Source organism: Brenneria izadpanahii, from assembly GCF_017569925.1.
In the GTDB taxonomy this organism is placed as follows: Bacteria; Pseudomonadota; Gammaproteobacteria; order Enterobacterales; family Enterobacteriaceae; genus Brenneria; species Brenneria izadpanahii.
In genome coordinates this window covers 2,481,167-2,500,929 of the sequence record NZ_CP050854.1, presented here as the reverse complement: position 1 = coordinate 2,500,929, position 19,763 = coordinate 2,481,167, and the positions used below count along the sequence as shown (strand labels likewise).

18 protein-coding genes and 1 pseudogene are annotated in these 19,763 nt (G+C 56.9%); 9 read left to right on the top strand and 10 right to left on the bottom strand.

The window, feature by feature from the left end; translation table 11 throughout:
• Window positions 1-4 precede the first annotated feature (4 nt).
• The 6 genes and pseudogenes from nifS to HC231_RS11285 all read left to right on the top strand — a co-directional run bounded on the left by nifS (window position 5) and on the right by HC231_RS11285 (window position 5,204).
• Window positions 5-1,195, top strand: a complete 1,191-nt coding sequence (gene nifS, locus HC231_RS11310; protein ID WP_208231061.1) for a cysteine desulfurase NifS — start codon at window positions 5-7, stop codon at window positions 1,193-1,195.
• A gap of 17 nt (window positions 1,196-1,212) precedes the next feature.
• Entirely contained in the window at window positions 1,213-2,358 is a 1,146-nt protein-coding gene (gene nifV / locus HC231_RS11305) for a homocitrate synthase (RefSeq protein WP_208231060.1), read from the top strand.
• 12 nt (window positions 2,359-2,370) lie between these two features.
• Window positions 2,371-2,718 carry a nitrogenase-stabilizing/protective protein NifW gene (locus HC231_RS11300; RefSeq protein ID WP_208231059.1) on the top strand — a complete coding sequence of 116 codons (348 nt, stop codon included), beginning with the start codon at window positions 2,371-2,373 and terminating at the stop codon, window positions 2,716-2,718.
• Window positions 2,715-3,164: a nitrogen fixation protein NifZ gene (locus tag HC231_RS11295; protein WP_208231058.1), complete on the top strand. Its 450-nt coding sequence runs from the start codon at window positions 2,715-2,717 to the stop codon at window positions 3,162-3,164. Before HC231_RS11300 ends, HC231_RS11295 begins: the two co-directional genes overlap by 4 nt.
• Window positions 3,148-4,005 carry a nitrogen fixation protein NifM gene (nifM, locus tag HC231_RS11290; RefSeq protein ID WP_208231057.1) on the top strand — a complete coding sequence of 286 codons (858 nt, stop codon included), beginning with the start codon at window positions 3,148-3,150 and terminating at the stop codon, window positions 4,003-4,005. Before HC231_RS11295 ends, nifM begins: the two co-directional genes overlap by 17 nt.
• Window positions 4,006-4,168: 163 nt before the next feature.
• Window positions 4,169-5,204: pseudogene (locus tag HC231_RS11285) on the top strand (S66 family peptidase).
• A 111-nt stretch (window positions 5,205-5,315) separates the two neighbouring features.
• Here the strand turns inward: HC231_RS11285 and HC231_RS11280 are convergent.
• From HC231_RS11280 to rsxA, 8 genes are all read right to left on the bottom strand, one after another.
• Complete coding sequence (locus tag HC231_RS11280; protein ID WP_208231056.1) at window positions 5,316-5,843, bottom strand: flavodoxin; 528 nt, start codon at window positions 5,841-5,843, stop codon at window positions 5,316-5,318.
• Between the two features lie 159 nt (window positions 5,844-6,002).
• Window positions 6,003-6,263 carry an RnfH family protein gene (locus tag HC231_RS11275; protein ID WP_208231055.1) on the bottom strand — a complete coding sequence of 87 codons (261 nt, stop codon included), beginning with the start codon at window positions 6,261-6,263 and terminating at the stop codon, window positions 6,003-6,005.
• Entirely contained in the window at window positions 6,260-7,000 is a 741-nt protein-coding gene (locus tag HC231_RS11270; protein ID WP_208231054.1) for an electron transport complex subunit E, read from the bottom strand. Before HC231_RS11270 ends, HC231_RS11275 begins: the two co-directional genes overlap by 4 nt.
• Window positions 6,993-7,643: an electron transport complex subunit RsxG gene (rsxG, locus tag HC231_RS11265; RefSeq protein ID WP_208231053.1), complete on the bottom strand. Its 651-nt coding sequence runs from the start codon at window positions 7,641-7,643 to the stop codon at window positions 6,993-6,995. Before rsxG ends, HC231_RS11270 begins: the two co-directional genes overlap by 8 nt.
• Window position 7,644: 1 nt before the next feature.
• Entirely contained in the window at window positions 7,645-8,616 is a 972-nt protein-coding gene (locus HC231_RS11260) for an RnfABCDGE type electron transport complex subunit D (protein ID WP_208231052.1), read from the bottom strand.
• Window positions 8,610-10,058 (bottom strand): electron transport complex subunit RsxC, encoded by a 1,449-nt coding sequence (rsxC, locus tag HC231_RS11255; RefSeq protein ID WP_208231051.1) that lies wholly within the window; start codon window positions 10,056-10,058, stop codon window positions 8,610-8,612. Before rsxC ends, HC231_RS11260 begins: the two co-directional genes overlap by 7 nt.
• The gene (locus HC231_RS11250; protein WP_208231050.1) at window positions 10,051-10,593 is read right to left on the bottom strand and encodes an RnfABCDGE type electron transport complex subunit B; all 543 of its coding nucleotides are present in this window, start codon (window positions 10,591-10,593) and stop codon (window positions 10,051-10,053) included. The genes rsxC and HC231_RS11250 overlap by 8 nt, the downstream gene beginning before the upstream one ends.
• 11 nt (window positions 10,594-10,604) lie before the next feature.
• On the bottom strand, window positions 10,605-11,183 hold the full coding sequence (gene rsxA / locus HC231_RS11245) for an electron transport complex subunit RsxA (RefSeq protein WP_208231049.1): 579 nt from the start codon (window positions 11,181-11,183) through the stop codon (window positions 10,605-10,607).
• Between the two features lie 299 nt (window positions 11,184-11,482).
• Between rsxA and HC231_RS11240 the strand changes: the two genes are divergently transcribed.
• Window positions 11,483-14,671 (top strand): autotransporter outer membrane beta-barrel domain-containing protein, encoded by a 3,189-nt coding sequence (locus HC231_RS11240; RefSeq protein WP_208231048.1) that lies wholly within the window; start codon window positions 11,483-11,485, stop codon window positions 14,669-14,671.
• A gap of 205 nt (window positions 14,672-14,876) precedes the next feature.
• Here HC231_RS11240 and HC231_RS11235 read toward each other — a convergent pair whose 3' ends face one another.
• Window positions 14,877-15,194: a contact-dependent growth inhibition system immunity protein gene (locus tag HC231_RS11235; protein ID WP_208231047.1), complete on the bottom strand. Its 318-nt coding sequence runs from the start codon at window positions 15,192-15,194 to the stop codon at window positions 14,877-14,879.
• 3 nt (window positions 15,195-15,197) lie between these two features.
• Window positions 15,198-16,031 (bottom strand): RNase A-like domain-containing protein, encoded by an 834-nt coding sequence (locus tag HC231_RS11230; RefSeq protein ID WP_208231046.1) that lies wholly within the window; start codon window positions 16,029-16,031, stop codon window positions 15,198-15,200.
• A gap of 452 nt (window positions 16,032-16,483) precedes the next feature.
• Between HC231_RS11230 and nifL the strand changes: the two genes are divergently transcribed.
• Window positions 16,484-17,968, top strand: a complete 1,485-nt coding sequence (nifL, locus tag HC231_RS11225; RefSeq protein WP_208231045.1) for a nitrogen fixation negative regulator NifL — start codon at window positions 16,484-16,486, stop codon at window positions 17,966-17,968.
• A 4-nt stretch (window positions 17,969-17,972) separates the two neighbouring features.
• Entirely contained in the window at window positions 17,973-19,559 is a 1,587-nt protein-coding gene (gene nifA / locus HC231_RS11220; protein WP_208231044.1) for a nif-specific transcriptional activator NifA, read from the top strand.
• Window positions 19,560-19,763: the final 204 nt, after the last annotated feature.

Below are 19,763 nucleotides of genomic sequence, written 5' to 3'. Positions count from 1 at the left end.
GCACATGAAACCAATCTATCTGGATAATAATGCCACCACCCGTTTGGATCCGATGGTGCTGGAAGCCATGCTGCCGTTTTTACAGGATCAGTACGGCAACCCGTCGTCGATTCATGACTTCGGCGAACCTTCGCGGCGGGCGCTGGCCAGAGCGCGCGAACAGGTGGCCAGCTTTCTCGGCGCCCGTTACGACAGCGAAGTGATCTTCACCTCCTGCGCGACGGAAGCCACGTCCACCGCCATTCTTTCCGCGGCGGAAGCCTTTCCCTCCCGCCGTGAAATCATCACCACGGCGGTTGAACATCCGGCGACGCTGGCGGTATGCGAGCACCTGGAGCGGCAAGGCTACAAAATCCACCGCCTGGGGGTAAACGAGCAGGGCGCGCTCGATCTGGCGCTCTACCGGAGTTTGCTGCATGATGGCGTCGCGCTGGTGACCGCGATGTGGGCGAATAATGAAACCGGCGTGCTGTTTCCCATCGAACAGATGGCGCAGATGGCGCATGAGCACGGCATTCTGTTTCACTGCGATGCCGTGCAGGCATTGGGAAAAGTACCGGTGGCGGTGGCCGATTCAGCCATTGATATGCTCTCCTGCTCAGCGCATAAAATCCACGGTCCGAAAGGCACCGGATGCCTGTGGCTGCGGCGCGGTACGCGCTTTCGTCCGCTGTTGCGCGGCGGGCATCAAGAGCGCGGCCGCCGGGCCGGAACCGAGAATATCGCCGGGATCGTCGGCATGGGCATGGCCAGCGAGCTGGCCGCCATCCATTTGCCGATGATGACGGCCAGCATCGCGCCGCTGAGAGACCGCCTGGAAGCTGGGTTGCGGACTGTCGCCGGCACCAGGGTGATGGGCGCGGGACAGCCGCGCACGCCGAATACCCTCAACATCGCCTTTGAATTTATTGAAGGAGAAGCCATTTTGCTGATGATGAATCAGGTCGGCATTGCGGCTTCGAGCGGCAGCGCCTGTACCTCCGGTTCGTTGGAGCCCTCCCATGTGATGCGCGCCATGAATATCCCTTATACCGCCGCTCACGGCAGCATCCGTTTTTCACTGTCGCGCTATACGCGAGAAAAAGAGATCGACTACGTGCTCGAACAAGTGCCGCCGGTGATCGACCGTTTACGAGCGCTGTCGCCATACTGGCAGCAAGGAAAACCGGGTGAATTCATGCCGGCCTGGGGTTAACCGGGGAGGTTACGCCGATGAGAACCGTCGTCGTTAATGACACCACTTTACGTGATGGCGAGCAAAGTCCCGGCGTGGCGTTCAGCGCCGAAGAGAAGCTGGCGATCGCCGTATCGCTGGCGCAAGCCGGGGTGCCGGAGCTGGAAGTGGGCACGCCCGCCATGGGCGAAGAAGAGTGCGCGCGGATTTATCAGATCCGGCAGCTATTGCCGGACATCACGCTGATGGCCTGGTGCCGGCTCAACGAGAAGGATATTCGGCAGGCCGCGCGTCTGGGCGTTAACTGGGTGGACATTTCGCTGCCGGTTTCCGCCTGTTTACGGCAGTTCAAAATGGGGCTGCTATGGTCCGAGATGCTACAGCGGCTCAGCGATCTGATCCAATTCGCTTTGGCGCAGGGGCTTCAGGTCTGTGTCGGCGGCGAAGACGCCTCTCGCGCCAGCGAAGAAGACCTGGCCGCGGTTGCCCAGGTGGCGGCCGCAGCCGGAGCCGGCCGGATACGCTTTGCCGATACGCTGGGGCTGCTCGATCCGTTTTCAACCGTGCAGCAGATGCAAAAGTTACGTCGTCACTGGTCAGGTGAATTGGAAATTCATGCCCACAACGATTTTGGCATGGCGACGGCCAATACGCTGGCGGCGGTACGCGCCGGCGCGACGCACGTCAGCACCACCATTCTGGGGCTGGGCGAGCGGGCGGGCAACGCCGCGCTGGAACAGGTGGTGCTTGGATTGTCCCATACTCAACTGGGCGAAACCCATATCGATACCACGCAACTGACGGCCTTGTGCCAGCAGCTCGCCACGGCCGCCGGCGAGCGCATTCCCTACCGGCAGCCGCTGGTCGGCGACAGGGTATTTACCCATGAGTCGGGCGTACACGTCGCGGGGCTATTGCAAGGGGTTGAGAGCTACCAGAGTATTCCTCCTCACATCCTGGGACGCGAGCATCAACTGGTGCTGGGGAAACATTCGGGCCGCCGGGCGCTGGAGGCGGTATTCGCTCAACTTGGCCTGCCGGTAAGCAACGCTCAGATCCCACAGCTTCAACAGGCGCTGCGTCTCTTTGCCGAAACGGATAAACGCACGCCCACCGGAGATGAACTTCGCCGTCTTTATCAGGGGATAAGCGAAATACCGGCGCGGGCGCTTAACGTTGTTTGACGGAGGAAAAATATGGACTGGTTTAATGAACTGCCCGGAATAAGTCAGTTGGAGAGCGCTGAAGACTTCCTGCGTTTCTTTGCCATTCCATTTGATGCACAGAGCGTGCGCGTTAAACATTTGCATATCCTGCATGCCTTCAGCCGCCGTTTACGGCGTTACCAGCCGGACGACGAGCCGGATATCACGCCGCAGCAGCGACGGCAATTCCGGCTGGAACAGGTGCGCTCGATGCTGATGGAAAGCTATCAGTACGTGGTCAGCGGCGACCTGCGGGAACGTTCGGAATTGCAAATCTATCAACGCACCGCCCGCTGTTTTATCCCCTGGTTATTACTGGATGAAGGAGAAAGCGTATGAAACCGCGCTTTGCATTTGGTGAAGCGGTGCGGGTGAACCGTACCGTGCGCAATGACGGAACTTTCCCGCATATGGCGCGTGGTGAGCTGTTGGCGCGGTGCGGCGCGATAGGGTATGTGCGGGAATGGGGAACCTTTCTACAGGACAATATTATCTATCAGGTCCACTTTCTGGAGGACGATCGCATCGTGGGCTGCCGCGAGCAGGAATTGCTCCCCGCCGCGGCGCCGTGGGTGGATGGCGCATTCCAATACGGCGATTGGGTTTCCGCCTCAATGATGCTGGCGACCAATCAGCAAATCCGCGTTCAGATAGGGGATGTCGGTCAGGTAATGGGCGTCGAGCGGGAAATGGACCCCATGCAGTTTATCGTGCTGTTCGGCAGTACGTTATTACAGGTGCCGGAACACGCGCTGGAGGCGGTCGACCATGACAACAATCTGTAACCAGGATGTTCTCTCGACGTGGCAACGCTATTGCCGGCTGAAACTCTCGCTGTCGCTATACCATTGTCTGCCCTGGCAGTTGGGAACCGAGCAGCAGATGGCATTTGCCGAGCAACTGGAGCGGCAGTGGCGGCTGGAAGCGGCTATCCGCGAACAGGCGGAACAGCAGGGGATCCGCGCGGATGAGAAAAGCATTATGACGGCGCAGTATGTGCTGCGCGCCTTTTTCGATGACGAACACGCCTGGAATGAGGCATTAGCGCGCGCCGGCATTGATGAGGCCGGGCGGTTGCAGGCGTTAACGCATGAAGCGATCCTCGCCGCCACGTTGGAAAATGTGGCTAATCAAGTACCCCAAGTCAGTGAAAGGGAAATTGATGAGTGGTATCAGCATAATACGCACCGTTTTCAGCAGCCGGAACAGCGCTTGGCGCATCACCTGCTATTGGTGATTGACGATGCGCAGATAGATTGTGACAGGGTAACCGTCACCAGGCGCATCACCGCGCTGCAACGCCGTTTGCAGATCGATCCGCGCCGTTTTCACCGCCTGGCCAGCCGTTTTTCTGAATGTCCGACGGCGATGGATGGGGGAAAAATCGGCTGGGTTAGCCGGGGCGTGCTCTATCCCGCGTTAGACTCGCTGCTGTTTTCCCTTGATGCGAACGACATCAGCCCGATAGTGGAAAGCCCGATGGGCCTGCATGTTTTATGGTGCGAGTCGATCCGCCCGGCCGGCGAACTGCCGAAAGCGCAAGCGCTGGCGCAAATCCGCCAGCAGTGGCAAGAGAAGCGCCGCCAGCAGTATCAACGCCAATGGCTGGCGGAGATCTTGCGCTGAGAGACTTAAAGGCGGATCGGTAGCGCCAACACGCCGGTAACGGATTACTCTAACGTAACGGTTTGCCATGAATTAAAACATCATCAGAAACATAGGGTTATTCCGAAAGAATAATAAATGTTATACATTGCAATGAGGTGTTTCCTTGATAGGACTTCGTTGTATGAATATTCGTTTTCCCGCCAGGCTGGTCCCAGGCGATTTAATCGCTATTACCGCGCCGTCATCCGGGGTTCCTCCTGCATTACATCCTCGGCTCGAATTCGCCATAGACACCCTTAAAAAAAGAGGATTTAGCGTAATAGAAGGGCGTTGTCTGCGTTCCGAATATAAAAATAAAAGTTCGCATAGCGTTTCACGAGCGAAAGAACTGACAGATTTTCTTAGCAACCCTGAGATAAAAGCCGTTATGCCCCCTGGGGGGCGAGTTGGCGATGGAATTGCTTGAATTAATCGATTTTGATCGATTAGCGCAAACCGCGCCAAAATGGTTTGTGGGGTTTTCCGATCTCAGTACATTACATTTCCCGTTGACCACGCTTTCAGGTTGGGCAACCGTGCATGGCCCTAATCTGATGGATCTCGGCGCCAGAGTATTGGATCCGACGACACAAGGCATATGGTCTGTTTTAGAAAGTGAACGGGGTACGCTGAATAAACAGCTGTCGTCGTCAGCCTATCAGAAAGAAGAGAATAACTGGGGCACAGATACGGATGCAGGATTCAACCTCACACAGCAAACCGAGTGGAAACGCCTTGACGGAAAGACGGCCGCGGCAGGTTTTAAAGGCCGCCTGATTGGTGGATGTTTAGATACTATTTCAAGGTTGGCGGGCACTCGGTTTGGTAACCTTCCCCAATTCTGCGAACAGAATAAGGGTGACGGGGTCATTTTGTATTTTGAAAATGTGGAAATGCGGCCGTGTGAACTGACGCGGGCGTTGTTGAGCATGCGTATGCACGGTTGGTTCGACGGCCTCACCGGTATTCTGATAGGCAGAAGCGCAGCGCCGGAAGTAGCCGAACCAGAACGGCAAAACTACCTTGACGCCCTTATTTCCGCATTGAGTTACCTGACGATACCCATACTTTATGACGTCGATATCGGCCACATCCCGCCACAGCTTTCATTGGTCAACGGGGCATTGGCGAGCGTTTCTTTTAATGGCAAAGGCGGAGCGATTACTCAACAGCTATAAAGCGGTTGTCTCCACCACGATTGCTTAGAGTGTCAGCCGCCCTGAGCAGAAACCGCCCCCCGTAGTAAGCAAATATGACATTAATCAGGCTCGGGCGGCGTCTTTTTTATATCAAAATTCCGCCTGAAGCTCGCTGACCCACTGGGTGACGCGTTCTTCGGTCAAATCTTGCTGGTTATCCTGATCCAGTACCAGCCCGACGAAGCGATCGCCCTCCAGCGCGGTGGACTCCGTAAATGAGTAGCCGTCCGTCGGCCATGCGCCGACCACCGTCGCGCCGGCTTCGCTGACGATGTCGTACAGTTCGCCCAGCGCGTTAACGAAGGCATCGGGATAGCTTTCCTGATCGCCAAGCCCGAACAGCGCGACCGTTTTCCCGCTTAGGTCGGCATTCGCCAGTTCATCGGCGAACTCGGCCCATGATTCGCTCATACACTCCGCATCCAGACCGGGAAGCTGTCCGTCGCCCAGCGTAGGCGTGCCGAGGATCAAAATGTCATAAGCCAGCAGATCCGCTAACGATGCGCGATTAATATTCACCGGTTCGTCCGCCCGATCGCCCAACTTTTCCTTGATGAGTTTCGCAACTTTGCGGGTTTTACCGGTATCTGTGCCGAAAAAAATGCCGATAGTGCTCATGGTTTACATTCTCCTTAAAAGGATGCCTGAAAAGGTAATGCCGATCGTTTAAGAAGCGAGATAGCGGGGGCGGCCACAGCGTGGAGCGTCCCTACGGGAACCTCATCATCGTGTTTCCCCTCTAAATCCAGGCTTAAGCAAGCGGCATTAGGGATGACATTACTCATCGTCGTCGTCCGACTCTTGAGCGGTACGTTCAATCGGTAGATAAATTTCTACCCGATCGCCTTCATGCACTTCGCTGTCGGCGGAGCAAAGGCGGCCATAAATCCCCATCCGATGTTTGTCCGGATCCAACCAGGGATACAACGCAGGCAGCGGCGAGGCCAGAAAAGCCTCTCTCAGCGTGACGGGCGCGGGCATCTCCATCTCAACGCAACGGCTTTCATAACCGTTGGCGTGGGCTATAGTGAATTTCATCCTTGGCAGCCTCCGCATCCAGCGCCGCAGCCTGCGCCGCCGGACGTTTCTTTCTTCAAGACATCGCGGCCGTAGCGCAATACTTTCACCCCGCGGATCCCGGCCAGCACAAATCCCATGACCACAAAACCGCCCGGCGGCAACAGCATCAGCAAAAAGCCGTCATAGTTCGGCAGCACGTGCATTTCCAGAAAGCGGAATGCCGGCCCCAGCAGTTGTTCCGCGCCGCTGAATAGCGTGCCGCTGCCGATGATTTCGCGGATGGCCCCCATTGAGGTTACGCCGAGGGTAAAACCTAATCCTGTCGCCATGCCGTCCAGCGTGGCGGCAAAAGGCGGGTTATGCGCGGCAAAGGATTCCGCCCGGCCGAGCAAGGCGCAGTTCGCCACAATCAGCGGGATAAATAGCCCGAGGATCTTATGCAGATCGTGCATCCAGGCGTTCATCGACAGGTCCAGCAGCGTGACCAGGCTGGAGATGATCAGGATATAAACCGGGATACGGATCTGATGCGGAGTGATGTGGCGCAATATCGACACCAGCAGATTGGCGCTTGCCAGCACCGCCATGGTCATCATCCCCATCCCGAAACCATTGGTCGCCGTGGTGGTGACCGCCATCAGCGGGCACAGGCCGAGGATCTGCACATAGGTGATATTGTTGGTCCAAACTCCGCTTACCAGAATATCCCGGTAAGCGGGGCGTTCTATCGGCGCAGTCGCGGTAATCTCACTCATCGTTTTTTCCCTCAGTTAAACCCAGCAATTCATCCCGGTGACGCTGGAACAGCAGCAGCGTTTGATGCACGCTTTTTACGACGGCGCGCGGCGTAATGGTGGCGCCGGTAAAGGCATCAAAGTCACCGCCGTCTTTTTTGACCGCCCACTGTTTTTCCGTGGTGTTTTGCAGCGATTTACCGTTAAACCCCAGGATCCAGTCGCCGTGGCTAAGTTCGATCTTGTCGCCCAGTCCGGGCGTTTCGGTGTGGGAGATGGTCCGAACGCCGGTGAGTTCGCCGTCGGCGTTAATGCCGATCAGCAGGCTGATAATGCCGCTGTAGCCTCGTTCTGCGCCAAACATCACCACGCCGCTGGGTTGCCCTTGCATCGTGGCGCGATAAACCCGCACGTTTTCCCCCTCTAACGACAGGGTGACTTCGCTGTCGCTGAGCGGATTATCGTGCAGCGACGGCGGGAAAACCGCCGAGAGCTGACGCTGGGTATCTTCCTGATGCCGCAGTTCAATCTCGGTATAGGTGGCCCACCAAACGCCGCCGATCATCAGGCTGATTAGCAGAGTAAAGGTGCCGAGCAGCAGACTCAGGTTTATCGGGTGACTGAGCGGCGGCCAGCGCAGCCCGCCGGAAAAGGCAGAGGCCATATTATTTCTCCTTCTGCGTTTGATAACCGTAGGCGCGCGGCCGGGTCCAGCTATCGATCAGCGGGGTAACGGCGTTGACCAGCAGAACAGCAAACGCGACGCCTTCCGGGTAGTTGCCGAAGCTGCGGATGGCCCAGACCAGCAGTCCGGCCAGCGCGCCGTAATAGAGGCGGCCGCGCGGACTGCCGGGGCCGGTAACCGGGTCGGTAATAATGAACACCGCGCCCAGCATTAATCCCCCGGTGGTGAGCTGCGCCAGCGGCGGCAGTATGGATTCCGGCGCGATAAGCCATTGCAGCGAGCCGGGAAGCAGACAGCCGGCCAGCATGGCGACCGGCGCATGCCAGCTAAACACCCGTTGTTGCAATAACCACAGTCCGCCCAACGCCAACAGCAGAGTGGAGGTTTCGCCAAAGCTGCCGTTGTGGGTGCCGAACAGGGCATTCTCCAATGAGAAATCGGCCTGGGCATGTTCGCGGAAAGCGCCGAGCAGGGTGGCGCTGGTGGTGCCGTCGGTGCTCAGGGAATACACCGCGCCGTGCCAGAATTCGGTGGGGACGACCCAGTTAGTCATCTGCACCGGAAAGGAGATCAGCACCACCACGCGCGCCAGCATCGCGGGATTAAACAGATTTTGTCCCAGCCCGCCATAGATATGCTTACCCAGCAGGATGGCGATGGCGGAACCCAGCGCCCCCAGCCATAGCGGGGCGTGCGGCGGCAGGCTGAGGGTAAACAGCAGCGCGGTCAGCAGCGCGCTGCCGTCGAAAACATGGCCGAGCGCCACCGGATTGATCCGCAGACAGATGGCTTCGCACAGCAGGGCGGTGACAATGCTGGCGAACATCAGCATCAATGCCGGCGCGCCGAACTGAATGATGCCCAGCAGCACGGCCGGCATCAGCGCCAAATTAACCTTATACATCAGGTTTTGCGTGCTGAGCCCTTGATGTACGTGCGGTGATGTCAGCATGTTGACTCCTCCATCGGTGCATCTGGCGTCGTTCGGCGACGGCGCGATGGTTTGGCGGCTTTCGCCGCGGCTTTTTCCGCCGCTTCGCGGGCGAGGCGCTCCTGCCGCCGCAGGCTATTGGCGCTGGCGCGCAGCATTTTTTGCTGCTGGCGTTGTTCCAGCCTTAGCTGTTGTTGTCCCCAGTCAAAGAACTGCGTTAACGGCAATACGGCCGGGCAGACCCACGCGCAGGAGCCGCAGAGCAGACAGCTGTTCAACCCCAGATCCCGCGCGTTATTCAAGGCGTCCATTTTTAACTCGGCCAACATGGCCAGCGGCGGCAGTCCCATCGGGCAGGCATCCACGCAGCGGCCGCAGCGCAAACAGGCGCTGGCGTGAGGCTGGGGAATTTCATCCTCGGTCAGCAGCAGCAGCCCGCTGGTGCCTTTGGTGATCGGCGCATTGAGGTCGGTGGTGGCGCGCCCCATCATCGGACCGCCGAGGACCATGCGGGCCGGGGTGCTCTTCATGCCGCCGCAGGCGGAGATAATGGCATTGATCGGCGTGCCGATGGGAACCAGCAGATTGCCGGGTTGCTCAATCGCCCGGCCGCTCACGGTAATCACCCGGTGAGTCAACGGCTGGCGAAAACGGATAGCGTGAAAAATGGCGATGCAGGTGCCGACGTTCTGCACCAGCACGCCCATCTCCGGGGAACGTCTGTTATGCGGAATCTGCCTGCCGGTCACCGCTTCAATCAGCTGTTTGGCCGACCCCATCGGATAGAGCGAAGGCAGGGCGACGACGTCGATATCCGCTTCACCCTGGCACAGGCGATCGAGACGTTGGATCGCCTCGCGTTTATTGTCCTCAATGCCGATGTAAACGTGGCGGGCTTTCGTCAACTGTTGCAAATAGCGAATCCCGCCGAGCAGAAACTCGGCCTGCTCCTGCATCATTCGCTCATCGGCGGTGATGTAAGGTTCGCATTCGCCGCCGTTGATGATCAGGTACTTGATTTCATGGCGCATCGCCAGCCGGATTTTATCCGCCGCCGGGAACATTGCGCCGCCCATCCCCACAATGCCGGCCTGTTCGATTAACGACAACATCTGTTCTTCGGGGGAATCCGCGCAGGCTTCCAGCGGTAACGCTTTCGATGCGGATGACAAAACCTGCAACTGAATATAGCCGGATTCGCCGGCGACTATTTGGCTGACGACGCCGTTGGCCGGACTGTGCAGCGGGGCGGACATCCGCCCGTCCGGCTTCGCCAGCCGCTGCCCTGTAGTGACAACGTCACCAATATTAACCTCTGGGATGGCGGGCGCGCCGGTATGCTGGCGTAACGGCAGCGTCAGTTTGTCCGGCGTCGCCAGCGTGCGGATCGCCAGATCGCGCGTTAATGACTTGTGGCTATAAGGACGGATACCACCATGAGGCCTTGTGAGGGCTTTAAGCATAATTAGGCTCCTGCCGTAACGGTAAACCGGGCTTGACGACCACGGGGGTAAGATGGGGATCGGCGTAAAGTTGAATGCTGTCGTTCGGGCAGGCGGCGACGCATGAGCCGCATCCGGTGCAGTCTTCACTGAGTACGCCATGCAACTGGCGGGTCGCCCCGACGATAGCGTCAAAAGCGCACTGTTTTAAACATCGGCCGCAGCCATCGCAGGTTTGCGGGACGATCGCCGCCACCATCGGCCCCTGAACGCTGTTTTCATCCAGGTTTATCCCCATTAATGCGGCAATACGCTGGGCGACCATATTGCCGCCGGGCGAGCAGATGGTGACGGGAGCGTCGCCGCTGGCCATTGCGGTAGCGGCCTGACGGCAGCCGGGATAGCCGCATTGGCCGCACTGGCCGCTTGGCAACAACGCCGCAATGCTGTCGACCAGCGGATCGCTTTCTATTTTCAGGTAGATCGAGGCATAGCCCAGTAGTGCGCCGATCATTGCAGAGATAAGCGGAATGGCGAGTAATGAAAGCAACAGCATCTCCGTCCCCCTTATGATGACAAACCGGCAAAGCCGGTAAAGGCCAGCGCCAGGATGCTGGCGGTAATAAAGTTGAGCGGCATTCCTTTAAACAGCAGCGGTGGCAAGGCGCTGGCCTGCCGTTCGCGCAATCCCGCAAAGATGACCATCACCAGCGAATATCCCAGCGACGCGCTGAAGCCAAACAGCACGCTGTGGGTGAAACTGAGTTTTTCCTGAAGTATCAACAGCGCCACGCCGAGCACGGCGCAGTTGGTGGTAATCAAGGGAAGGAAGATGCCCAGCGTGCGGTAAAGCGTCGGACTGTATTTCGCAATCACCATTTCAATAAGCTGAACCAGCGACGCAATCACCAGAATCACAGATAGCAGGCGCAGATAGCCCAAATCAAGCGGTATCAGGATCCAGGATTCAACCATCCAGCCCAGCGCGGCGGCCAGGGTAATGACCGCGGTGGTGGCGATGGAGATACCGACGGCGGCCCGGACCTGATTGGTCACTCCCATAAAGGAGCACAGCCCGAGAAAGCGCGCCAGTACAACATTGTTGACCAGAATGTTGGTCAGCATGATTAAGAATATCTCTTTCATTCATCCCCCTGAGGTCATGACAACCCAAGGGGTATTGCGAAAGCCATGCCAGTTTTTATTAGTTGATGAATATGCAAAGATAATGTAAATATCCGCAGCTAAAATGCCGATATTGTGAATATTTATGAAGCAATAGCGGCCAAAACCCATATTGAGATCAAGGTTTATCGGATTCTTCATTTATGAGGAATGTATCTTGCACTTTTTATATGGATATCGGATGTCGCTTAATGACCGTCCTGCAAACTGACAATTTGTCATGAAGCCGACAGAATAGGTAATGCAACCGGAGGGATTCGATGAGCTTATTCATCACGGATGATGCGCGCCCGCATACGTCCTGTTTAAGTGAAATCAACGCAAACAAACAATCCACGCAGACGGGAAAACGCCGCTCGGCGCTCTCCATGTCGGTGCTTGCGGCGCTGCTGGGCGCAGGATGGCCTGACGCCGCATTCCCAGCCACGTTCGATCAGGTTATCACTGGGGTACGGGAAGCCGATTCGCAATATGATACCCGCGCCGGCGACGGCGGCGAACTGATCTATAAATTCCAGGATGGCGATACCATCGCCACCGCGACCGACAAAATCGAAGATATCTACGCGGTCAACATGCAGAGCGGAAGTGCGCCGGCCGTTTTTCAGGTCGGGGACAATGGCGACGGCCTGTTGAACATTTCGAGCAAGCGGGCCGAAGTCGGCGCATGGGGCACCGCGATGGCCATTAACGTTGAGCAGGATAGCCTGACCGTGAACGGCGCAACCTCGGTCTACGCTCAGTCTGACGACGCGACGCCGCTGAGTTCGTCCATCGGCATTCGCATTTACCAGAGCACCGCCATTTTCAACGGCGATACGACGATTAAAACCTCTACGCCGGGCTATTCGCAGGGACTGTGGGTGTATCAAGGCGATGTCGCAATCAACGGCGACACCGCGATCACCGCACAGGCGCGGGGAGAATCGACGACGGGGATCTACAATTCCGGGGGCGGAAGAAGCAGCATCAGTCTTAACGGCGATGCGAGCATTACGGCCTACGGCATATGGCCCAGCGACAATGTTCACGGCATCTACAACAATAACGCCAATAGCAAACTCTTCATCAGTGGTTCGCTGGATATGACGGCGACATCCAACGGTTCCACCGTATTCGGCATTCGTAACCAGGGACAGCTCTCTGTGGGAGGCGACGCCACGATCGTCGCCGGGGGACCGCGTTCGGCTTTCGGCATCGCCAATACCTATCGCACCGCACAGATGCGTTTCGACGGCGATGTTGCCGTTTCGGTGGTCAACAGCACCGGATATACCCCGTGGGGACTGCCTTCCGCCATCGAGAACGTCTATGGCCGCGGCGCATCGATCAATTTCGCTCAGGGCGTGAAAGCGACGATCGGCACGGCGGCTCAGGCTCATGCCATCCACAATAACGGTATCATCAATTTCCTCTCCGAAAGCGATACCGTAATGTTAAGTGCGAGTTCGACCTGTGATGGCTGTCTGGTGTACGGCGTGAGAAACATCGGCGGCTTAATCAATTTTGCCGGCGGGCTGGATGCCGATGTCGCCGCTACGGGAGCAGGGACGGCTTACCTGATCCACAATATCGCGGCTGACGGGCTGTCCGGCGAAGTTCGCGTAAATAAGGCGGGCCAAGCGCGGGTTAGTCTGGACGGCGATATCGTCACCGGCAGCGTGACGAATGGCGACGGAAACACGTTTGACGGCATCACCGACATTACTTTGTCCGGCGACGACGCTTATCTGCGCGGGCGCGTACTGGGTTATCAGGATCCGGATACTGCCGATGCGTTGAATTACCACACCGGCGCCACGACGCTGAATTTCGCCAAAGGCGCGAGTTGGATACCTACCGGCGGCGGGGAGGAAGTCAATGATTTCGGCTCCGGCGGCCTGACGCTCGGCGCGGGCGGCATCATTGATATGGCATCCGGCTGGGGCGCGTTCTCGCCTGGCTCCGTACCGGACTACAGGTTGCGCACGCTGCAAATAGACAGTTCAACCGGCAACGCGGCGGTGACCATTGAGGACGGCGCAAAAATTCTGTTGCTCAGCGATATTCGCAACGGACAGGCTGATAAGATCGTCTTTGGCGGCGGGATCGCGCGTTTTGACGCTTCCGGCACGCAACATATTGGCGTGGTCTACGATCCGGTACTCGACGACGCCTCATGGGTTAATGAAACCACGTTACAGACAGGCAAACAAATTGATGCCGCGGCGGACATTACGGTTATTGACGCCAGTCAGGCCGCCGGCGGAACCGCCAGTCTGAATAACGTTGCCGGTCTGGAAGCAGGATGGTCGCAGAACTATGAGAACGATTTGGTGGCGTTCACCTATACCCCGACGCTTGAACGCTCGGAGGACGGAAGCCAAGTACGGCTGACCGGCATTAATATTCATGGCAACGGTTCGGTGACGGCCAGCGCGGCGGACGTCAGCGCTTTGCGCCTCGATAATATTGATGACGCTAGCATCGACGCAAGCAACATCGCTAGCAATAACGCCTACCGGATAATCGACGGCGGGATCCGCCCATCCGCAACGGTGTTGACCGCCGCCGACGCCGCCGATAGCCTGCTGGGACTGTGGATACAGTCATTCGAATCCGCCCGGCTATCCGGCTCGCGGGCGTTTGTCGATGCCGACGCCCCGCACGTGTGGATCAATGCCGGCGGTAGCCAGCGTAAAGTGGATACCGCGTATGCAAGACATTACCGCCAGGATATCCAGACTGCGACGCTAGGCGGCGAGCGCCGCATCGACCTGGACAAACCGGCATTAAGGCTGGGCGCGAGCATCACGCAAGGGCGTTCGACCAGCCGGTATGAACAAGGCCGCGGAAATCTCGCCTCGCTGGGAGTCAACGTCTACGGCGGGGTTGTCGGCGACCGTGGCGGCTATCTGCGGCTCGGCGCGGGTATCAGCCGCCTGCGCAATAACTACCATGCTACCGACAGCGAAAGACGCTACAGCGCGGGCACGCTGCGCGCCAATGCTTTCATGACTTCGATCGAAACGGGCTATCCGTTCCAGCTTAGCCAATCGCTGTCCCTGCAACCGCAGGCTTCCATCGCTACCGGCGTGCTGCAAGGCGATCGCCATCAGACGTCGACCGGCGTGTCGATGGAGATGAAACGCACGGCGGTAACCATTGCCAAAGCGGGCGCGACGCTCGCTTACCGCGCCAGCGGGAACGTGCTGGACCATGAATTCTATCTTCGGGCGCTGCGGACTCAAACCTACGGCGGAGATATTGATGTGGTGGCGGCCAAGAACGGCGGACGGATATCGCCTCATTCCGGTCCTTCGCATCGCGGCGGCCACGAAATCACCTTCGGCACATCCATGACGTTTAATCAACCGCAGCTCCGCATGTTCATCGAGATAGGCAGGGAGCGATCTTCCGGCGTGACCGGCGACTGGACCGGCGTCGCGGGTATTCATTACCGCTGGTAACCCCTAAAAGCCTATCCCATTAGGCTATTTTACTTGCCATTCCGGCCCTGGGCAGTGCTCGAAATCCTCACGTACTACGCGTACGCTCTGGTTTACTCGCTGCGCTCGCCCAACGGGCCGGACTTTTGCTCAGGCTGTGCGAAATCCTTGTCCAAAAACTGAAGTCCTCGCATCTACGCAAAATCCGAGTACGGTTTTCGGCGCGTCAGTTGTTTTCTTTCTTCAGTTGCAAGGTTACCTGCTCCCGGACCAGCAATAAAAATTCACGGGGAGTCGTACCCCAGAGCGCGGGATCGAAATACTCTCCATAAACGTCGTGAAAAGTGCTATCCAACAGATCCCCTAACGACAGAAGTTCTTCTATGTCATCAAGGAGCGCCTGCTGCATTGCCCGCCCTGAGCGTTCGTTATACGCATCAATTTTGGGCTGGAGTTCTTCACTGTCATCGATCAAGTCATAATCCAACCCAAAGTAGTTACAGATCAAGTTATCGAGCTCTCGCGCTTTATTTTTGATGAACATGACTTACTCCAACGGCATTGATGTCAGGATGAAATAGGGCTTTCCATTATATTCAGTGAGCTCTAGCCAGATTTCAACGCGATAGCATTTCCTGACTTCGCGGCTCCCTTTTTTAACGACAGTCCCGGTTGGTTGAGAGAAACTCATAGATATCTTTTTGCGCCAGGGTGTTCCCTTAGGTTGATATTTTACAAACATCTCTACTTCGTTTTTATGTGCTTTTAATACCTTAGTTGTGAGAATTTCAGCTTCATCAATATTTCTGAAAGAACTTGCGGCAGGCAGTCCCGGCCGTCGTTCCATTCTGGCCAGTAACTCTTCAGGTGTTTTGCCGATATGCCTTTCAAGCGTATGTCCACCGGGGTGGCGGCCCGTTGTCGACTCATGTTCCGCCAGTTTGATTCTTCCTCCTCGTATTGCGGCGATGCGTACGGCGCCCACAGCAATGGAAAAGCCCATAGGGATGGCCAGATCCACCGTCATCCCGACGTTCATCGCCGTGTTGCGGTCGGCGCCCAACGTTTCTGCCAGCGCGACGGCTGAATTGTAGGTATCGGTACTTGTCTGGCGTCCGGTCCAGATTTGCCGAAAAGAAGCCTGCACCGTATCCAGACTATGGGTTCCTACAACAACACAACCCGCCTTGGTCAGCATGGTGGGTTCCGGAACGACGCACATAACGCCGGCGCCAAACATTTCGGCAACGCCTCCAACCAGTCCTAGACCGCCCCAGAGGCGGTTACTGAGTATTTCTCCTTCACTGACGCTTTTATCGGATAGCACCGCTGCAAGCTGCACCGGTGAAAGTGCGATTCTGATTCCGTGACTATCTTCCATAATGCGGAGACTCCTTAATGTGTTCGGAAAGTGACCTCAATTATACAGAAAATGCGAATTCTGATTAACTTACTGTGGCGAACCAGTTGGTTACAGTTAATTCCGAACAGTTCTCTGATAGAGTCTGGATTTATATATTTGTCATTTTAGTCTCGGGCAATCGTTCGCCCTCCGTTTTTAGGTCAATAAATGTTCAATTAGAGTGCAGAAACCTGCGCCAAAAATGAGCAAATCGGTAAGCCTCCATGATGTGACTTCGCTCACAGACAAGGAGAATCCCGCCAAACAGGGACAAAACCCTCATCGAGATCAAGGTTTCCGCGGTTTTTCGTGCAGGAGGAACGATTCTTGCAGTTTTCTTATGGTTATTTCGTGTCGTTCGATGGCTGTCCTGCAATCTGACAATTTGTCATGAAGCCGACAGAACCCGCAATACAAACCGGAGGGTCTGGATGAGTTCATCATTAATTTTGGACGATGTGCAGTTGATTACATCATCTTTCGGGGGAATGGGATTGCATGCGGCAGTCTTTCATACCGTCGTCGAGCAATCCTCTGTCGCTATTTCGATTACCGATCCGCAGGCGAATATCGTTTATGTCAATCCGGCCTTCTCCGAACTGAGCGGCTACACGCGGCAGACCCTGATCGGCGCGAATCACAATCTGTTGTCCAGCCGCCATACGCCGGAATCGGTTTATCAATCCATGTGGAAAACGATTACGGCCGGCGACTCCTGGAGCGGTCAGTTGATTAACCGGCGCCGGGATTCTTCGCTTTATCTGGCTGAAGTCACTATTTCGCCCATCGTCAACGCCCAGGGGGAAATCGAACACTATCTCGGCATGCATAAGAATATCAGCGAGCGTTACGCGCTGGCGCAGCGGGTGCGTAATCAGATGACGCTGATTTCCGCCGTGTTGAACAATATCCCGGCCGCGGTGGTGGTAGTGGACGAGCGGCAAAAAATCGTGATGGATAATCTGGCCTATAAGACTCTCAGCGCCGACTGCGAAGGCCAGGAACCGCTGGTCTTGCTGGATTGCCTCAACCAATCGGAGCCCTACGCCATGTTGCCGCTAACCATCCGCGGGGCGCAGCGCTGGTTTTCGGTAAGCAACTGGCCGCTGCATGCGGTTAATGAGGAAGCCAGCCTCTATTTTACCGACAGCGCCCCCCCGCGACAGCTTGTGGTTATTGTCGATTGCACGGAGCAGCAGCGGCAAATGACCCAGGAGCGGCGCACCCAACTCGAACGGCAAATTAACGTAAATAAAATGATGGCGGCGATCCGGGAAACATTGGATGCGGCCTTAATCCAGCTCAGTTGTCCGCTGAATATGCTGTCCGCCGCTTTGCGTCTGAATCCCGACGCGGACAATATTGCGCTGCGGGCGGCCTGGAGTGAAGGAAAGGAGGCCATTGCACGTTTAACGGCATGCCGCCCCTCCATGAATCATGAACTGCCGGACGGTTGGCCGGTAGCCGGTATGATGACGGATCTGGCGGAGCTCTACCAATATCGGCTGAGCAACATCGGCAAACTGATGTGGTCTTGCTCCGCGCCCGATTTGACCCTGCGCGTTCAGCGCACGCTGGTTCTCACCGCGCTCAGCCTGTGGCTCGACCGCTGCCTGACGCAGCCCGCCAGGGAAGACGGACAAGGCGTGATTGAAATTCGCGCCAGCCGGCAGTGTCACCAGCTGTGTTTTTCCGTCTGCGATAACCTGCCGACCTCCATACGGGACACGCCGCATCCAATGACGGAAATTCTGGCGACGGGGCAGTGTATGGAGTTGCGTCTGATTCAGATGATCATGTCACATCTGCGCGGCACGGTTAACGTAGAGAGCCTGTCATCGGGCGCCACACGGATGACGCTTGCTCTGCCGCTTGATGGTTTATACCTCGCCGGCACCGATACTATGGGAGGATGAAAACATGTCTCATTTTCCGACGACGGAACGCGTCACCCGCCGATTAGATCTGCAACAACAGGTTGCCGCGCTGCATAAAATCAGCGTAGCGCTCAGTCATTCGCTGGATTTGCAACAAACGCTGGAGGCGATGATCCAGGTGCTGCACGATCATGCGTTTATGCAATACGGCATGGTGTGTCTGTTTGATAAAGACCGGGCGTCGCTGTTTATTGAGGCATTGCAGGGCTCGGATGCCCAGGTTATCAAAGGCGGGCGGGGAGTGCGCTATCGGATGGGAGAAGGAATTTTAGGTTCGGTCATGAGTCAGCGTTCTTCGCTGGTTTTGCCCCGCGTATCGGACGATCCGCGCTTTCTGGATCGGCTCAATCTTTACGATTACGCCCTGCCTTTTATCTGCGTTCCCATTCCGGGGCCGGATGAGATGCCGTTGGGCGTTTTAGCCGCGCAGCCCATGGAGCTGCATGAAGATCGCCTGCCTTCCAGTACCCGCTTTCTGGAAATGGTGGCCAATCTGATCGCGCAAACCGTCCGGCTGGTCAGCCATGCCAAAGGCGAAAGCGAGGCGCTTCGCACCGAACGCGATAGCCTGCGCAGAAAAGTCCAACAGCAGTACGGTTTTGACAATATCGTCGGGAAAAGCCAGTCGATGCGGCATATCTTCGACATGATGCGCCAAGTGTCGCGCTGGGATACCACGGTGTTGATTCGCGGCGAGAGCGGTACGGGTAAGGAGATGATCGCCAATGCCATTCACTACAATTCACCGCGCGCCGGCACGCCATTTGTGAAGTTTAACTGCGCCGCGCTGCCGGATTCACTGCTGGAAAGCGAACTGTTCGGCCATGAGAAAGGGGCGTTTACCGGCGCGGTCAAGCAGCGCAAAGGGCGCTTTGAACTGGCGGATGGCGGCACGCTGTTTTTGGATGAAATCGGCGAGAGCAGCGCGTCATTCCAGGCTAAATTGCTGCGCATCCTGCAGGAAGGGGAAATGGAGCGGGTGGGCGGCGACGAAACCCTTCGCGTGGATGTACGCATTATCGCCGCGACCAATCGTAACCTGGAGGAGGAAGTTCGCGCGGGCAGCTTTCGTGAAGACCTCTATTACCGCCTGAACGTCATGCCGATTTTCCTGCCGCCGCTACGGGATCGGCTTGAGGATGTGCCCGATCTCGCCCAGTTTTTGTTAGCCAAACTGAGTAAACGGCAAGGGCGGGCGCTGCATATCAGCGACGGGGCGTTACGGCTATTGATGAACTATGACTGGCCGGGCAACGTGCGCGAATTGGAAAACTGCCTGGAACGTGCAGCGGTAATGGCCGAAGATGGTTTGATCGACCGCGATGTAATCCTGTTTAACTACAAAGAAAATGCCTTGATGCCGCTCAGCCGCACCAAAACCAACGATCCGGCGGCGGGCGTCAGTAGCGAACCGAGCATTGAAAACATTCAGGATGAACGGCAGCGGTTAATCGCCGCACTGGAGCGCACCGGCTGGGTTCAGGCCAAGGCGGCCCGCTTACTGGGGATGACGCCCCGCCAGGTGGCCTACCGCATTCAGATAATGAATATCAATATGCAGCGGATGTGAGAAGCCCGCTATTTCCGTTCCGCACGGGACGGATATTTCAAACCACGTTTGGCCGCCAGCGGAAGCGGATCCCCGCTGGCGTTGCTGTCTGTTATATACAAAAGCCGCGCGAAACCGCATAAGAACCCGCGTCAGGAGGCGTCCCATGCGTATGTCGCATTCGGTACATTGTGCGACAATGTCGGTTATAAAGCACGATGCCTG

Coding starts and splice junctions, on each gene's coding strand:
- nifS (WP_208231061.1), top strand. CDS start 5: ATGAAACCAATCTATCTGGATAATAATGCCACCACCCGTTTGGATCCG.
- nifV (WP_208231060.1), top strand. CDS start 1,213: ATGAGAACCGTCGTCGTTAATGACACCACTTTACGTGATGGCGAGCAA.
- HC231_RS11300 (WP_208231059.1), top strand. CDS start 2,371: ATGGACTGGTTTAATGAACTGCCCGGAATAAGTCAGTTGGAGAGCGCT.
- HC231_RS11295 (WP_208231058.1), top strand. CDS start 2,715: ATGAAACCGCGCTTTGCATTTGGTGAAGCGGTGCGGGTGAACCGTACC.
- nifM (WP_208231057.1), top strand. CDS start 3,148: ATGACAACAATCTGTAACCAGGATGTTCTCTCGACGTGGCAACGCTAT.
- HC231_RS11280 (WP_208231056.1), bottom strand. CDS start 5,843: ATGAGCACTATCGGCATTTTTTTCGGCACAGATACCGGTAAAACCCGC.
- HC231_RS11275 (WP_208231055.1), bottom strand. CDS start 6,263: ATGAAATTCACTATAGCCCACGCCAACGGTTATGAAAGCCGTTGCGTT.
- HC231_RS11270 (WP_208231054.1), bottom strand. CDS start 7,000: ATGAGTGAGATTACCGCGACTGCGCCGATAGAACGCCCCGCTTACCGG.
- rsxG (WP_208231053.1), bottom strand. CDS start 7,643: ATGGCCTCTGCCTTTTCCGGCGGGCTGCGCTGGCCGCCGCTCAGTCAC.
- HC231_RS11260 (WP_208231052.1), bottom strand. CDS start 8,616: ATGCTGACATCACCGCACGTACATCAAGGGCTCAGCACGCAAAACCTG.
- rsxC (WP_208231051.1), bottom strand. CDS start 10,058: ATGCTTAAAGCCCTCACAAGGCCTCATGGTGGTATCCGTCCTTATAGC.
- HC231_RS11250 (WP_208231050.1), bottom strand. CDS start 10,593: ATGCTGTTGCTTTCATTACTCGCCATTCCGCTTATCTCTGCAATGATC.
- rsxA (WP_208231049.1), bottom strand. CDS start 11,183: ATGAAAGAGATATTCTTAATCATGCTGACCAACATTCTGGTCAACAAT.
- HC231_RS11240 (WP_208231048.1), top strand. CDS start 11,483: ATGAGCTTATTCATCACGGATGATGCGCGCCCGCATACGTCCTGTTTA.
- HC231_RS11235 (WP_208231047.1), bottom strand. CDS start 15,194: ATGTTCATCAAAAATAAAGCGCGAGAGCTCGATAACTTGATCTGTAAC.
- HC231_RS11230 (WP_208231046.1), bottom strand. CDS start 16,031: ATGGAAGATAGTCACGGAATCAGAATCGCACTTTCACCGGTGCAGCTT.
- nifL (WP_208231045.1), top strand. CDS start 16,484: ATGAGTTCATCATTAATTTTGGACGATGTGCAGTTGATTACATCATCT.
- nifA (WP_208231044.1), top strand. CDS start 17,973: ATGTCTCATTTTCCGACGACGGAACGCGTCACCCGCCGATTAGATCTG.